Origin of the sequence: Saccharopolyspora ipomoeae (assembly GCF_029952525.1) — a bacterium.
Taxonomy (GTDB): domain Bacteria; phylum Actinomycetota; class Actinomycetes; order Mycobacteriales; family Pseudonocardiaceae; genus Saccharopolyspora; species Saccharopolyspora ipomoeae.
In genome coordinates, this window is sequence record NZ_JASAOF010000009.1 from 163,835 (window position 1) to 177,492 (window position 13,658).

14 protein-coding genes are annotated in these 13,658 nt (G+C 69.8%); 13 read left to right on the top strand and 1 reads right to left on the bottom strand.

Annotated elements, in window-relative coordinates; genetic code table 11:
- The first annotated feature begins 4 nt into the window (after positions 1–4).
- The 13 genes from catC (at position 5) to QFW96_RS16535 (ending at position 11,973) form a co-directional block, all read left to right on the top strand.
- On the top strand, positions 5–292 hold the full coding sequence (catC, locus tag QFW96_RS16475) for a muconolactone Delta-isomerase (RefSeq protein ID WP_281456535.1): 288 nt from the start codon (positions 5–7) through the stop codon (positions 290–292).
- On the top strand, positions 289–1,092 hold the full coding sequence (locus QFW96_RS16480) for an adenylyltransferase/cytidyltransferase family protein (RefSeq protein WP_281456536.1): 804 nt from the start codon (positions 289–291) through the stop codon (positions 1,090–1,092). The genes catC and QFW96_RS16480 overlap by 4 nt, the downstream gene beginning before the upstream one ends.
- Positions 1,089–1,583 carry a nuclear transport factor 2 family protein gene (locus QFW96_RS16485; RefSeq protein WP_281456537.1) on the top strand — a complete coding sequence of 165 codons (495 nt, stop codon included), beginning with the start codon at positions 1,089–1,091 and terminating at the stop codon, positions 1,581–1,583. Before QFW96_RS16480 ends, QFW96_RS16485 begins: the two co-directional genes overlap by 4 nt.
- The gene (gene pcaD, locus QFW96_RS16490) at positions 1,580–2,350 is read left to right on the top strand and encodes a 3-oxoadipate enol-lactonase (RefSeq protein ID WP_281456538.1); all 771 of its coding nucleotides are present in this window, start codon (positions 1,580–1,582) and stop codon (positions 2,348–2,350) included. Before QFW96_RS16485 ends, pcaD begins: the two co-directional genes overlap by 4 nt.
- An 8-nt stretch (positions 2,351–2,358) precedes the next feature.
- A complete protein-coding gene (locus QFW96_RS16495; RefSeq protein ID WP_281456539.1) occupies positions 2,359–3,102 on the top strand; it encodes a CoA transferase subunit A in 744 nt (247 codons plus the stop codon).
- A complete protein-coding gene (locus QFW96_RS16500; protein WP_281456540.1) occupies positions 3,102–3,758 on the top strand; it encodes a 3-oxoacid CoA-transferase subunit B in 657 nt (218 codons plus the stop codon). The genes QFW96_RS16495 and QFW96_RS16500 overlap by 1 nt, the downstream gene beginning before the upstream one ends.
- A complete protein-coding gene (locus tag QFW96_RS16505) occupies positions 3,751–4,962 on the top strand; it encodes an acetyl-CoA C-acetyltransferase (protein ID WP_281456541.1) in 1,212 nt (403 codons plus the stop codon). Before QFW96_RS16500 ends, QFW96_RS16505 begins: the two co-directional genes overlap by 8 nt.
- Entirely contained in the window at positions 4,962–6,188 is a 1,227-nt protein-coding gene (locus QFW96_RS16510; protein ID WP_281456542.1) for a CoA transferase, read from the top strand. The genes QFW96_RS16505 and QFW96_RS16510 overlap by 1 nt, the downstream gene beginning before the upstream one ends.
- 79 nt (positions 6,189–6,267) lie before the next feature.
- On the top strand, positions 6,268–7,644 hold the full coding sequence (locus QFW96_RS16515; protein ID WP_281456543.1) for an MFS transporter: 1,377 nt from the start codon (positions 6,268–6,270) through the stop codon (positions 7,642–7,644).
- Between the two features lie 47 nt (positions 7,645–7,691).
- Positions 7,692–8,888 (top strand): acyl-CoA dehydrogenase family protein, encoded by a 1,197-nt coding sequence (locus QFW96_RS16520; RefSeq protein WP_281456544.1) that lies wholly within the window; start codon positions 7,692–7,694, stop codon positions 8,886–8,888.
- 52 nt (positions 8,889–8,940) lie between these two features.
- Positions 8,941–9,849 (top strand): HpcH/HpaI aldolase/citrate lyase family protein, encoded by a 909-nt coding sequence (locus QFW96_RS16525; protein ID WP_281456545.1) that lies wholly within the window; start codon positions 8,941–8,943, stop codon positions 9,847–9,849.
- Positions 9,846–10,814, top strand: coding sequence for a MaoC family dehydratase (locus QFW96_RS16530; protein ID WP_281456546.1), 969 nt, complete (start codon positions 9,846–9,848; stop codon positions 10,812–10,814). The genes QFW96_RS16525 and QFW96_RS16530 overlap by 4 nt, the downstream gene beginning before the upstream one ends.
- A 157-nt stretch (positions 10,815–10,971) precedes the next feature.
- On the top strand, positions 10,972–11,973 hold the full coding sequence (locus tag QFW96_RS16535) for a LacI family DNA-binding transcriptional regulator (RefSeq protein ID WP_281456547.1): 1,002 nt from the start codon (positions 10,972–10,974) through the stop codon (positions 11,971–11,973).
- Between the two features lie 90 nt (positions 11,974–12,063).
- On the opposite strand, the gene QFW96_RS16540 is transcribed toward QFW96_RS16535, so the two are convergent.
- The gene (locus tag QFW96_RS16540; protein ID WP_281456548.1) at positions 12,064–13,599 is read right to left on the bottom strand and encodes a PucR family transcriptional regulator; all 1,536 of its coding nucleotides are present in this window, start codon (positions 13,597–13,599) and stop codon (positions 12,064–12,066) included.
- Positions 13,600–13,658: the final 59 nt, after the last annotated feature.

Consider the following 13,658-nt stretch of genomic DNA (forward strand, 5'->3'; position numbering starts at 1 on the left):
CACGATGCTTTTCCACGTCCACATGGATGTCGCGATCCCCCACGACCTCGCTCCCGACCGTCGCGCGGCCCTCGTCGCCGAGGAGAAAGCGCGCGCGCTCGAACTGCAGCGCTCCGGAGTCTGGCCGCATCTCTGGAGGATCGTCGGGGAGTACGCGAACATCAGCGTCTTCGACGTCGATTCCGGTGATGACCTGCATGCGTTGTTGTCGTCGTTGCCGCTGTTCCCGTACATGAAGATCAAGGTCACGCCGCTCGCGATCCACCCCTCGGACCTGAAGGCGCAGTCATGAGCGCCGCGGTGCGCACCCTCCCGGCGCGGGCGGAGGTGTGGCGCGGACTCGACGACGTCCCCACGGATCTGGGCCCGACGGTGCTGACGGTCGGGGTGTTCGACGGGTTGCACCGCGGCCACCGCAGCCTGATCGAGAGGGCCCGCAGGAGGGCCGACGACCGAGCGCTGCCCCTGGTCATGGTGACGTTCGACCCGCACCCGGCGAGGGTGCTGGGGCTGTCCAAGGACACAGCGGTGCTGTCCACGATCTCGCACCGCGCCGAACTCGCCGCGGACGCAGGGGTGGACGCGGTGTGCGTGCTGCGTTTCACCCGCGATCTGGCTCAGCAGAGCCCGGAGGACTTCGTCGCGCACCACCTCGCCGGTCGGCTCAGGGGGAGTGAAATCGTCGTCGGTGCCAACTTCACCTTCGGCGCCGGGGCAGCGGGCGACGTGGGCACCCTGCACGAGCTCGGTGCGCAGCACGGGTTCTCCGTCGAGAGCGTGCCGCTGCTGCCCGCCAAAGGCGGCACCTGCTCGTCCACCTACACCCGGGGCTGTCTGCGCTCGGGCGATCTGCAGGAGGTGGCCCGGGTGCTGGGCCGCCCGCACCGGGTCGACGGGCTCCGCGCGGTAGACCGGATCACCGTCGCCGCGGATACCGCCCTGCCACCGGCCGGTCGCTACCGAGCGATGCTGAGCACCGTAGCCGTGCTCGTCGACGTCCTCGACGACGGTTCGCTGCGCGTGGTGGACGCCCCGCCGGGAGACGGCGTCGTCACCGTCACCTTCCTCGAACGAGCGGAGGCCGTGTCGTGACCGACGATCTGCTGCGCAGGCTCAGCCGACTGGAAGCCCTCGAAGCCATCCGCGATCTGGACGCCCGCTACTGCCGCGCGCTCGACGACGGTGACTGGGACGCCTTGGTCTCGTTGTTCACCGAGGACGGCCAGTTCGTCGGCCTGTCCCGCGCGACTGGCCCCGCCGAGCTCCGGGCGTTCTTCACGGGCCTCGCCGACTCGGGGCTGACCGCGTTCTGGCATCACGTGACCAACCTCGAAATCACCCTCGACGGCGAGGAGACCGCGCGGGCGCGGTCGTTCCTGTGGCAGCCCTGCGTGCAGGACGGCGTCGCGCACATCGCCGCGGGTCGGTACGTCGACTCGCTTCGGCGGGTGGACGGGAGCTGGCGCTACGCCAGGAAGCAGGTGTCCTTCGACTACTTCGTCCCGCTCACCGAGGGCTGGGACCACGGCCGGTTCACCGTCGCGTCCGCCGCGGCGACCTACCCAGGGAGGCCTTTCGCGTGACCACCGAAACCACGCTGCACCACCGGATCGACGGCCCGGAGTCGGCACCCGTCCTGGTCCTCGGACCATCGCTGGGCACCGACCTGCACCTGTTCGACGCGCAGGTGCAGGCGCTGGCCGACCGGTACCGCGTGCTGCGCTTCGACCTGCCGGGGCACGGTGGGAGCCCGGCGCCCGGCAGCCCTCAGACGATGTCGGGCATGGCCGCGGCGGTCATCGCGCTGCTGGATCGGCTGGGCGTGGAGCGCTTCCACTACGCCGGGGTTTCCATCGGGGGCGCGATCGGCCAGCAACTCGCGCTCGACCACTCGCGCCGGGTGCTGAGCCTCGCGGTGCTGGCGTCCGCCGCCCGGTTCGCCGATCCCGGCAGCTGGCCGGAGCGCGCCGCCATCGTCCGGGCGAACGGGACGGAGGCGATGGTCGCCAGCCGCCCCGGCACCTGGTTCGTCCGTTCCTTCGCCAGGACCGACGAGGCGCGGCGGTTGCTGGAGATGCTGCGCGCCACCACGGCCGAGGGATACGCCGGCTGCTGCGAGGCGATCTCGACCTTCGACGTCCGCGAGCGGCTGGGCGAGGTCGAGGTGCCGGTCCTGGCCATCGCGGGTGCGGAAGATCCGGCGACCCCGCCTGAGATGGTCCGGCTCATCGCCGACACCGTCGCCAACGGCCGGTTCGAGGTCGTCGAGGACTCCGCGCACCTGCTCAACGCCGAGAAGCCCGAGCGGGTCACGGAGTTGCTCGCAGCCCACCTCGCCGCCACCGAGTAGGAGCCGACGTGGACAAGACAGTGCGAACCGCGGCCGAGGCCGTCGCGGACATCGGTGACGGGTCGTCGATCGCGGTCGGTGGTTTCGGGATGTGCGGGGTACCGACCGCTCTCATCGCCGCCCTGCTGGAGCAGGGCGCGACGGACCTGGAGACGATCTCGAACAACCTGGGCGTGGACGGTTTCGGCCTGGGCACCTTGCTCCCCGCCGGGCGGATCCGGCGGACGATCGGTTCCTACATCGGCAACAACAAGGAGATGGCTAGGCAGTACCTCGCCGGAGAGCTCGAGGTCGAGCTGACACCGCAGGGCACCCTGGCCGAGCGGCTGCGCGCCGGGGGAGCGGGCATCCCGGCCTTCTACACGCCCGCCGGTGTCGGGACGCTCGTGGCCGAGGGCGGATTGCCGTGGAGGTACGCGCCGGACGGATCGGTCGCGGTGATGTCGCCGACCAAGGAGGTCCGGGAGTTCGACGGCGTCGACCACGTCCTCGAACACGCGTTGGTTCCCGATTTCGCGCTGGTGCACGCCTGGAAGGGGGACCGGCACGGCAATCTCGTCTACCGGCGCTCCGCTCGCAACTTCAACCCCGATGCCGCCTCAGCGGGGCGGATCACGATCGCTCAGGTCGAGCAGCTCGTCGAACCGGGTGAGATGGACCCCGATTCGGTGCACACACCCGGCATTCACGTCGATCGGGTCCTGCACGTGCCCGACGCCGACAAACCGATCGAGTTCAGGACGGTGCGCTGATGGCACTCACGCGGAACGAGATGGCTGCCAAGGTCGCCCGGGACCTCCCGGACGGTGCTTACGTCAACCTCGGCATCGGCATGCCGACGCTGGTGCCCGGGCACATCCCGGAAGGGCGGACGGTGATCCTGCACGCGGAGAACGGCATCCTCGGCGTCGGCCCGTACCCGGGGGAGGACGAGGTCGACGCCGACCTCATCAACGCGGGCAAGGAGACCGTCACCGTCAAATCGGGAGCGGCCTTCTTCGAGTCCTCGTCGTCGTTCGGCCAGATCCGCGCGGGCAAGCTCGACGTCGCCGTGCTCGGCGCGTTGCAGGTCGCGGCGAACGGCGACCTGGCCAACTGGGCCGTGCCCGGAAAGATGATCAAGGGCATGGGCGGGGCGATGGACCTCGTCCACGGAGCGAAGAAGGTCGTCGTGATGATGGATCACGTCGCCAAGGACGGTTCGCCGAAGATCGTCGAGAAGTGCGATCTGCCGATCACCGGGCTCGGCTGCGTCACCCGCATCGTCACCGATCTCGCCGTCATCGAGGTCACCGCGCGAGGGCTCGAACTGGTCGAGATCGCGCCCGGTGTCACCGCGGCCGAGATCCGCGCCAAGACCGCTGCCCCGTTGCACGGGTGTGAGGAAGAGGAGACCGATCGTGCGTGACGCTGTCATCTGCGAACCACTGCGCACACCGGTCGGGGGCTTCGGGGGTGGAATGCGCGACGTTCCCGCGCACGCCCTCGCCACCGCGGTGATCCGCGCTGTCATCGAACGGACCGGGTTGGACCCCGCCTCCGTCGACGACGTGCTGCTGGGCAACTGCTACCCGACCATGGACGCCCCCGCCATCGGCCGGGTAGCCGCGCTCGACGCGGGGTTGCCGGTCAGTGCGACGGGCATGCAGATCGATCGACGCTGCGGATCGGGTCTGCAAGCGGTGCTCTACGCCGCGCTGCAGGTCCAGTCCGGCGCGGCGGAGGTCTTGCTGGCCGGCGGGGCGGAATCCATGTCCAACGCGCCGTTCTACTCCACCGGGATGCGCTGGGGTGTGAAGGGCGGTCCCGGCGTGATGCTGCAGGACGCCCTGGCCCGCGGCCGGGTGACGGCCGGCGGGGAGAACCACCCCGTCCCCGGCGGCATGATCGAGACTGCTGAGAACCTGCGCCGGGAGTACGCGATCCCGCGGGCCGAGCAGGACGAGTTCTCGGCGCGCTCGCACCAGCGGGCCGCCGCCGCGCAGGCCGAGGGCCGGTTCGACGACGAGCTCGTGCCCGTCGTCGTCCCCGGGCGCAAGGGCGACACCGTCGTTGACGCTGACGAGCACATCCGCCCCGAGTCGACCGCGGACAAGCTGTCCGGGTTGCGGCCGATTCTGGGGCGCAGCGACAGCGAGGCGACGGTGACCGCGGGCAACGCCTCCGGGCAGAACGACGGCGCCGCGATCTGCGTCGTCACCAGCCCGGAGAAGGCCGTCGAACTGGGCTTGCGTCCTTTGGTGCGACTCGTCTCCTGGGGACTGGGCGGGGTGGCGCCCGCGACGATGGGGATCGGACCGGTTCCCGCGACGGCCAAGGCCCTCGCGGCTGCGGGCCTGACGTTGTCCGACATCGACCTCATCGAGCTCAACGAGGCGTTCGCCGCGCAGGTGCTGGCGTGCACTCGCGAGTGGAAGTTCACCGAAGCCGACTTCGACCGACTCAACGTCAGCGGCTCCGGGATCTCCCTGGGACACCCGGTCGGTGCCACGGGCGGACGCATCCTGGCCACCCTCTCCAGGGAGATGCACCGGCGAGACGCGAGGTACGGCCTGGAGACCATGTGCATCGGCGGCGGACAGGGGCTCGCCGCGATCGTGGAGCGGATCTGATGGGCGGGCCGCTGAAGGACCTGCGCGTCGTGGAATGCGCCAGCTTCGTCGCGGGCCCCACCGCGGGGATGACGTTGGCGCAGCTCGGAGCCTCGGTGATCAGGATCGACCCGATCGGCGGTGGACCGGACCACGCCCGCTGGCCCGCGGCCGGCGGCGGTGCCGGCGACTCGTACTACTGGGCCTCGTTGAACAAGGGGAAGCGGTCGATCACCGTGGACATGCGCAGCGAGCGGGGGCGGGAACTGGTCCTGGCGCTCGTGACCGCGCCGGGCGAGGATCGCGGGGTGCTGGTCGACAACGTGGTGGGCAGGCGGTGGATGGCCAACGACGTCCTCATCGCCCGCCGGCCCGATCTGATCCACGTCAAGGTGCAGGGTTACCCCGACGGGAGACCGGCCGTGGACTACACGGTGAACGCGGAGGTGGGGATCCCGGCCATCACCGGTGGTGAGGACAGCGGTGCTCCGGTCAACCACGTGCTGCCGGCCTGGGACCTGCTCACCGGGTTGAGCGTGTCGACCGCCGTGCTCGCGGCCCTGCACCAGCGCCAACGCACCGGCGAGGGCGTCTACAGCGAGATCGCGCTCTCCGACGTAGCGCTGGCCGGTGTGGCGAACCTGGGTTGGCTTTCCGAAGCGGCGGAGAACGGGAGGGACCGGCCGCGGCACGGCAACCACGTCTACGGCAGCTTCGGCGTGGACTTCGCCTGTTCGGACGGGAAGCGGGTGATGGTCGTCGCGCTTACCCCCGCGCAGTGGAAGGCGCTTGTCACCGTCACCGGAACCGAATCAGTCTTCGCAGCGCTCGAGAAGTCCTACGGCACGGACCTGAACGACGAGACCGAGCGCTACCGGTTGCGCGACGTCCTCGCCGCGGTGCTCAAACCATGGTTCCTGGAGCGTGATTCGGAAGCCGTTGCCGAGGAACTCAACCAGGCCAGGGCGCTGTGGGGTCGTTACCGGGGAATGGCCGAGCTGGTCACCGCGCACCGGGGTGGTGAACACCCGTTGCTCGCCGACCTGCCGATGCCCGGCGGTGCTGCGGGGATCACCGCGCGTTCCCCGCTGCGCTGGAACGGCGAACGCGGTGAACCCGGCTCGGCACCGGTGCTCGGTGCCGACACCGACCAGGTCCTCGCCGAGGTTCTCGGGCTCAGCGATTCCGAGATCGGGGAGCTGCACGACCAACGCGTCGTCGGCGAACCGCGCGACTCGCAGCGGTGAGCCCGTTCCGCAACGACCAATCCGTCAGCACAGTCCTGCGGGAGATCCGTCCGGGTCCCGCTGAACGAGGAGAAGTTCGATGTCCGACGAACTGGAACCACCATCCGCTAGCTCCGCCTCCGGTGGGCCGGACCGGGCGGTGCTCCGCCGGGTCGCCGGTGCCGCGCTGCTCGGTTCCGCGCTGGAGTGGTACGACTACTTCCTCTTCGGCGCGGCCGCCGCGCTGGTGTTCGGTGAGGTGTTCTTCCCCTCGCAGGACCCGACCGTTGCGGTGCTTCTGTCCTTGGCCACGTTCGGCGCCGGGTTCGTCGCACGACCCGTCGGCGCGGTCGTCTTCGGGCGCATCGGTGACAAGTACGGTCGCCGCCCGGCCCTCGTGGCCACCGTGTTGGTGATGGGGTTGGCGACCACGGCCATGGCGCTCATCCCGTCCCACGCCGCCATCGGCCTCGGCGCCCCGATCTTGCTCGTCGTCACGAGGTTGTTGCAGGGCATGGGGTCGGGAGCGGAGTACAGCGGGGCGTCGGTCTTCGCTGTCGAGTACGCGCCCCAGAACCGGCGTGGTCTCTACGGCTCCCTCTCGGCGGCCGGTGTGTACCTCGGCATGGTCCTGTCCTCGGCCGCGGTGCTGCTCGTGACCGCGCTGACCACGGATGAGCAGTTCGTGTCGTGGGGCTGGCGCCTCCCGTTCCTGGCGAGCCTGGTGCTGGTCGCGCTCGGCCTGTGGATCCGCGCGAGGCTGGACGAGACCCCGGAGTTCGAGCGTGAGGTCGCCGGAGATCACAACCCCGGCCCGGTGCGCACGGTGCTGCGCACGCAGTGGCGCAGCATGGTCCTCGTCGCCGCGCTGGTCGCGGCACCGCTCGCGCTGAGCCACTTGTACCAGGTGTTCGCGCTGTCCTACATGGCCAAGAAGGGCTACTCGTCGGATCTCGGCACGCTGGGTCTGGTGATCGCCGGAGTCGTGGTCATGGCCACGGCACCGCTGGCCGGCCTGGCGTCGGACCGCTTCGGCCGTCGACCGGTCCTGATGACCGGAGCCGGGTTCGCCATCGCCTTCGCGTTCCCCTTCTTCTGGCTCGTCGACACGGGACAGCCCGTGCTCGCCGTTCTCGCGATGGCGATCGCGCAGGGAGGCAGCGTCGGCATCGCGTTCGGCGTCCAGGGCGTGCTGCTCTCCGAGCTGTTCAGCACCGAGGCCCGCTACAGCGGCGCCGCCATCAGCCGCGAGGCCGCAGCCGTGGTCTTCGGCGGATTCGCGCCGTTCCTCGCCGTCGCGCTGTCCACGACCGCCGGCGGCGAACCGTGGCCCGTGGCGCTGTACGTCATCGGTCTCGGCCTCGTGACGCTGATCGGCGGCTGGTTCTCGCCGGAGACGGCTCGTCGCGGCTTGGCGCGTTCGCTTCCCCCGACGAGCGGGTCCATCGAAGACGAGGCCGCGTCGCCCGCGCGGTAGCAGACCGGTGCGACGAGCAGAACAGAGGAATCTCGCCAGGAGGAAGCATGGCCAAGCTCGCCCAGACGTCCGGGCTCACCGATGTGCAGTCGGAGATCCTGTCCACGGTCCGGTCCTTCGTGGACAAGGAGATCATCCCGCACGCGCAGGAGCTGGAGAGCTCTGACGCGTACCCCGCGGAAATCGTCGAAGGCATGAAGGAAATGGGGCTCTTCGGGATCACCGTTCCCGAGGAGTTCGGGGGTCTGGGCGAATCGCTGCTGACCTACGCGCTGGTCGTGGAGGAGATCGCCCGCGGGTGGATGAGCGTCTCGGGCGTGATCAACACGCATTTCATCGTGGCGCACATGATCTCCAGGCACGGGACACCGGCGCAGAAGCAGCACTACCTGCCCAGGATGGCCACCGGGGAGGTCCGAGGCTCGTTCTCTATGTCGGAGCCCGACACGGGGTCCGATGTGGCGGCGATCAAGACCCGGGCGAAGCGCTCCGCCGACTCCTACGCGATCGACGGGTCGAAGATGTGGCTGACGAACGGTGGTTCGTCGAACTTGATCGCGCTGCTGGCGAAGACCGACGAGGGCGCGGAGAAGCCGCACGAGAACCTGACGACGTTCCTGGTGGACAAGCCCGCCGGTTTCGGCGAGGTGGCGCCGGGCCTGACGATCCCGGGGAAGATCGACAAGATGGGCTACAAGGGCGTCGACACGACCGAGGCCGTGTTCGACGGCTTCGAGATCTCCGCCGATCAGGTGCTCGGCGGAGAGTCCGGCAAGGGCTTCGCGCACATGATGGACGGCATCGAGGTCGGTCGGGTGAACGTGTCGGCGCGAGCCTGCGGCATCGCGATCCGGGCGTTCGAGCTGGCCGTCGACTACGCGCAGCAGCGCCGGACGTTCGGCAAGCCGATCGCTCAGCACCAGGCGATCTCGTTCAAGCTCGCCGAGATGGGGACGAAGGTCGAGGCGGCGCACCTGATGATGGTCAACGCCGCGCGGTTGAAGGACTCCGGTGCGCGCAACGACGTCGAGGCCGGGATGGCGAAGCTGCTCTCCAGCGAGTACTGCGCGGAGGTGACGCAGGAGGCGTTCCGCATCCACGGGGGCTACGGCTACTCCAAGGAGTACGAGATCGAACGGTTGATGCGGGAGGCACCTTTCCTGCTCATCGGCGAGGGGACCAGCGAGATCCAGAAGACGATCATCAGCCGAGGGTTGTTGCGCGAGTACGAGAACCGCGGTTGACCAGCTGTTCGCGGATCGACGCGAGACCGCCGGTTCGGCGGAAGCGGCAGCGGTGACGACCTGGAGGAGTGAGGACTTGGACGAAACAACTGGTGACAGGCCGCGGCGCTGCTGCTTGTCGGTTCCGGGCACGGATCCCGGCATGATCGACAAGGCTGTTCGCGCCGGTGCCGACGAGGTGGTGGTCGACCTGGAGGACTCCGTCCCGCCGCAAGGCAAGGAGGCCGCCAGGAAGCGGGTGATGGAGTGGCTGGCCGCGGCCGACGCCCCGGGCGTGTCCCTCGCTGTTCGGGTCAACCCGCCCGGTTCACCTTGGTGCCACGCCGATCTCGAATCCTGCGCGCACGTCCGCGGTGTGTCGTTCTCGGTGGTCCTGCCCAAGGTCGAGACAGTCGGAGACCTCGCCTTTGCGGACCGGTTGCTGAGCGGTGCCGAAGCGGCGGCGGGCAGAGCGGAACCGCTCGCGCTGCAGGCGCTGGTCGAGACGGCGGCGGGGCTGAGCCGCGCCACCGAGATCGCGGCGGGTTCGGTCCGCCTGCGCGCGATGATCCTCGGCTACGCTGACCTCGCCGCATCCCTGGGGCGCGGTGCCGAATCTGTCCCGGGCGCGTGGTTGCCCTCGCAGCACGCCGTGCTGACCGCGGCCCGCGCCGCCGGGATCGCGGCGCTCGACGGGCCGCACCTCGGCGTCGGAACCGGCGATGACTTCTCGTCGGAGGTGAAGTGCGTGGCCGGGCTCGGTTTCGACGGCAAGTGGGTCATCCACCCCCGGCAGGTCTCACCGGTCATCGCGGCGTTCACCCCGGACGCCGACGAGGTCCGGAACGCGCGGCAGGTGCTCGACGCGCTCGCGACCGCGCACCGCGACGCGAGCGGAGCGGTCGAACTCGACGGGCGGATGATCGACGAGGCCGTCGCCGTCGCCGCTCGACGCACTCTGGCGAAAGCGGGTGTGGCGTGATCGCCGAGGGACCGTACTTCGATGAGCTGAGCGTCGGACAGGTCTTCGACTCAGCGCCCGGATTGACCCTCACCTCCGGGCTGGCCCAAGCGCACCGGTCCATCCTCGGCGAACGCCTGGCCCTGCCGCTGGACGACGGACTGTCGGCCTCGGTGACCGGCGCGCCCGGTCTTGCCTCGCCGGCGCTGGTGTGGGACGTGGCGATCGGCCAGTCCACCGCAGCCACGCACCACGTGAAGGCCAACCTGTTCTACCGCGGATTGGTGTTCCACCGCGCGCCGCACCTCGGTGACACGCTCCGCAGCCGAACGGAAGTCGTCGGCCTGCGCCAGAACCGCGCGCGCGAAGGGCGCTGGCCCACGGGGCTCGCCGCCCTGCGGATCACCACCGCCGACCAGCGCGGCGAACCGGTGCTGGACTTCTGGCGCTGCGCCATGCTCCCGCTGCGCGACCCGGAAGCGGTGACCGGCCACGCCGACGACCTCGACGCAGTCGGTGCGGCGGTGTCCGACGCATCGCTGGCGAAGGTGGCGGAGAGGTGGGACCTCGAACCGTTGCGCGGTCCCGGCGCGGCGCTGACCGAGGGCGAGGTGATCGAGATCGGCGGGGGAGACGTCGTCTCCAGCGCGCCCGAACTGGCCCGGCTCACGCTCAACATCGCGAAGGTGCACCACGATGCCGTGGCTGGCGGCGGTACGCGGCTGGTCTACGGAGGCCACACAATCGGCCTGGCGCTGGCCCAGGCGACGCGCGCCCTGCCCGGAATCGCGACCGTGACCGGCTGGCACAGCTGCGACCACCTCGGCCCGGTCGTCGAAGGGGACACGCTGCGCAGCGCGCTCACCGTCGAGCGGTGCGAACCGACGCGCGGGGGAAGGCTGGTGCACCTGCGCTCGCGCGTCACCGCGGACGCCCCGGTGCCACGTGACGTCCTCGACTGGCGGTTCGCGGCCCTCGTTCCCTGATGCCCCGGGTTGTGTTGGGAGGGGAGGTGTCGCGCGAAGGTGAGGTCTTAGAGCGCACTCGGCGGCACCTCAACATCCCTCCACTGAGCTCAAATCCGCGGAACATGGCCCCCGGATCGTCCATCAGTTGTGAGGCCGAAAGCGCGAGGAGTGTCGAGTGGAGGAGGACCGACCGACGATCTACGACGTGGCGCGGCAGTGCGGTGTGGCGGCGTCGACGGTGTCGCGGACGTTCAGCAACCCAACCCGAGTCAGCGCCGTCACGAGGGAACGAGTCCGGGAAGCCGCCCGCGAGGTCGGGTACGAGCCGCGTCCGCTGGCCCGAGCGGAAGCCCCGGGACGTATTCGGGTGCTGACGCTCGTGGTCACCGACATCTCGAATCCGTACTACTCGACGGTGATCAAGGCGGCTCAGGACAGGGCGATCGAGCGCGGCTACACCTTGGCACTCACCGACAGCGACGAGTCGGCTCGAGTGGAGGCGAGCAACCTGCGGCAGCTGCTGGCCACCACCAGCGGCGGGATTCTGGCGACTTCTCGTCTCTCGGACGAGACCGTCCAGCAGATCGCCGCGCACCGGCCCCTGGTGATGGTCAACCGTCGAATCGAGGGGGTGCCGAGCCTGGTCATCGACACCGCAGCCGGGATGCGCAAGGCCGTGCGGCACTTGGCCGTCCTCGGGCACCACCGCATCGCCTACTTGTCGGGGCCGCGGAACTCGTGGATCAACGGCCAGCGCTGGCAAGCGGTGCGCGAGGAATCCTGCGCGCTCGGCCTGGAGGTGTCGTTCCTGGGACCGTTCGCGCCGAACCGGCGCGGCGGTCAGGAAGCGGCGGACGCCCTGGTCCTGGAGAAGGTGACAGCTGCGATCGGGTACAACGACCTGATCGCGATCGGTGTGCTGCAACGACTGCAGGTCATCGGGGTTCGGGTTCCCGACGATCTCAGCCTGATCGGATGTGACGACGTCTTCGGCGCCGACCTCACCGTTCCCGGGCTGACGACGATCGCGGGCCCGGCCGACAAGCTCGGCTCCTACGCCGTTGACGTCCTGCACGCGCGGCTCACCGGGAACGGCGAGGGGCCGGGGTCGCTCACCTTGGACGCGCACATGGTGCTCAGGGCTTCCACCGGGGCAGCCCCGCGCGTCGCGAGCTGACCTGGCGAGGCCGCCGGTCACGGGCCGGGAACGCCACCTCCACGAGAGCGTGCGCGATCTTCCGGTGATCAGTCCGCACGGGACGCCGCCCTACTCGCCGAGGATCTGCCGTTCGCCGGACCCTGCGTCGTTGCTGGTCACCCCGGACCAACGTGCTGGGTCAGGTTCCATCGCCTGCCACAGTCGTACCGCGACCTGAAGACCGGCTGCGGTCCGCTCGTCGGTGATCTCCCGGCCCAGAGCGCGGGAGATCTGGTCCAGCCGGTGGTAGAGGGTCTGCCGCTGGAGGTGCAGGCGGTTCGCGGTGGCGGTGCGGTTGGCATCGCAGTCCAAGTAGGCGACGAGGGTTTCGAGGAGCCGCCGCGCCGTGTCTCCTCGCTGCTCCAGGAGCCCGCCGAGCTGCTCGGCCACGAAGTCGTGGAGCACGTCCTGGGCGTCCAGCCGGTGCACGAGCCGACGAACGGCGAACTCGGTCGCGTCGATGACGTGAGTTCGGGGCCGGGGCCGCAGCAGGAGGCAGCGTCGGGCTTCCGCGACGCTGTGGCGGATGCGGTGCGGGTTCCGTACGAGCGGCCCGATCACGACGGAACCTTCGAGTGACGACGTGTGGGCGCCAACGTCCTCGATGAGCAGGTCTCGCGCTCGCTCGGGCGAGTCTCCTGGTACGGCGACGACGGAAAGGTGCTCGTGGGCTCGGACGCGGCTGACCGCCAACCGCCCGCGATGGCGCAGAGCGTGCTCCACCCAGCCGAGTTGCTCGTCGGTGGACACAACTGCGAGGTAACCGCACGCCTCGCTGAGCGACGTCGACCCGATCAGATCGGTGAGAGTCGCCGGAGTGGTGTCGGGCCGCTCGAGGGCTTCGAAGAAGGCGTGGGCGGCCGCTTCATCGGGGCCGACCAGGTGGGACCGCTGCAGCGTTAGAGCCAGCGATGACGGAGCACGGTCGAGCGCGGCGTCCAGGAGATCTGGGTCGGTCGAGGGGAGGGGCTGGATCCGCAGCGTGGCCGCGACGACGCCGTGCACGGCGATCGGCGTCTCGCGGCTTCGGACGGCCACCTCGGATGCCGGAGAGGCGTCTGCCTCGGTTGCCGCGAGGATGCTCCCCGCCGGGTCCTGGACCGACACTCGTGCGTTGAGCCGGCGAGCCAGGCTGTCCACCAGCGCGTGCACGTCTCCGCCTGAAAGCAGCTGCTCCGAGAGCTGATCGGACAGCGAGTCGGCCAGGCGCAGCCGGGCGACCGATGCGTGGATCAACACGCCGTTGATCGCCTCGGTGACTTCGACGAACGGGACGGTCCGGCGAAGTTGCACGAGCGCGAAGTCCCGCTTCCTGGCTTCGTCCACCAGCGCGGCAGGGAGTTGTCCCGGGTGTTCCACGGCGACGGCCGTGACGTCGTGCTCGACGAGCTCCGCGACGTAGCGGCGCTGCTGATCGTCGGAGGCGGCGGTCAACACCATCGCAGCGGTGAGGACGAGCTCACCTCCGCGGAGCAGGTGCGCCAGCTCGACGACCTCGCTGGAGTGAACCCACCTGACCGGCCGCGATGCGTCACCGGCGATCAGGACGGGGCGTGCAGGCCCGAGCGCGGGATGACGCAGAACCTCCGCCAGCGGGATGGACATGCGACGTTCCGTCCAATCAAACCTGGTGGATGTTTGACAGAACGTACCTTGTTCCTCAG

Bases quoted from the DNA above. Each gene is read 5' to 3' on its own strand.
- QFW96_RS16520 (WP_281456544.1), top strand. From the start codon at position 7,692: ATGGCCAAGCTCGCCCAGACGTCCGGGCTCACCGATGTGCAGTCGGAG.
- QFW96_RS16515 (WP_281456543.1), top strand. From the start codon at position 6,268: ATGTCCGACGAACTGGAACCACCATCCGCTAGCTCCGCCTCCGGTGGG.
- QFW96_RS16510 (WP_281456542.1), top strand. From the start codon at position 4,962: ATGGGCGGGCCGCTGAAGGACCTGCGCGTCGTGGAATGCGCCAGCTTC.
- QFW96_RS16540 (WP_281456548.1), bottom strand. From the start codon at position 13,599: ATGTCCATCCCGCTGGCGGAGGTTCTGCGTCATCCCGCGCTCGGGCCT.
- QFW96_RS16500 (WP_281456540.1), top strand. From the start codon at position 3,102: ATGGCACTCACGCGGAACGAGATGGCTGCCAAGGTCGCCCGGGACCTC.
- QFW96_RS16480 (WP_281456536.1), top strand. From the start codon at position 289: ATGAGCGCCGCGGTGCGCACCCTCCCGGCGCGGGCGGAGGTGTGGCGC.
- catC (WP_281456535.1), top strand. From the start codon at position 5: ATGCTTTTCCACGTCCACATGGATGTCGCGATCCCCCACGACCTCGCT.